The sequence below is a fragment of the Christiangramia aquimixticola genome, from assembly GCF_048285835.1.
Classification (GTDB): domain Bacteria; phylum Bacteroidota; class Bacteroidia; order Flavobacteriales; family Flavobacteriaceae; genus Christiangramia; species Christiangramia aquimixticola.
This window is the reverse complement of record NZ_JBLVTL010000104.1, coordinates 1-340: the sequence shown is the minus strand read 5'-3', so window position 1 is coordinate 340 and position 340 is coordinate 1. Positions and strand designations below refer to the sequence as shown.

The 340-nt window shown below is 49.7% G+C and carries 1 protein-coding gene; it reads right to left on the bottom strand.

The window, feature by feature from the left end:
* A partial coding sequence (locus ACNKXV_RS13700) for a PCRF domain-containing protein (protein ID WP_417908283.1) occupies positions 1-340 on the bottom strand: 340 nt, incomplete at both ends.

The following is a 340-nucleotide window of genomic DNA, read 5'->3' as shown; positions in this document are numbered from 1 at the left end:
CTGGGATTTTTCATCCTGACACGTCACCACCAAACCCGTCGGATTGTGGGTCAATCGGACTGCTGAATACGTGGTATTGACAGACTGGCCACCCGGGCCAGAGGAGCAATAGGTGTCTTTTCGGATGTCATTCATGTCCAAGTGGACTTCTACTTCATCCATTTCAGGCAGCACAGCAACAGAAGCTGCTGAGGTATGAACTCTTCCCTGAGATTCGGTGGCAGGAACCCGTTGAACCCGATGCACACCTGATTCATATTTGAGCATTCCATAAACATCCGCTCCGGATACGGTAGCAATTATTTCTTTGTATCCGCCTGCTGAGCCAAAGGTCAAATCC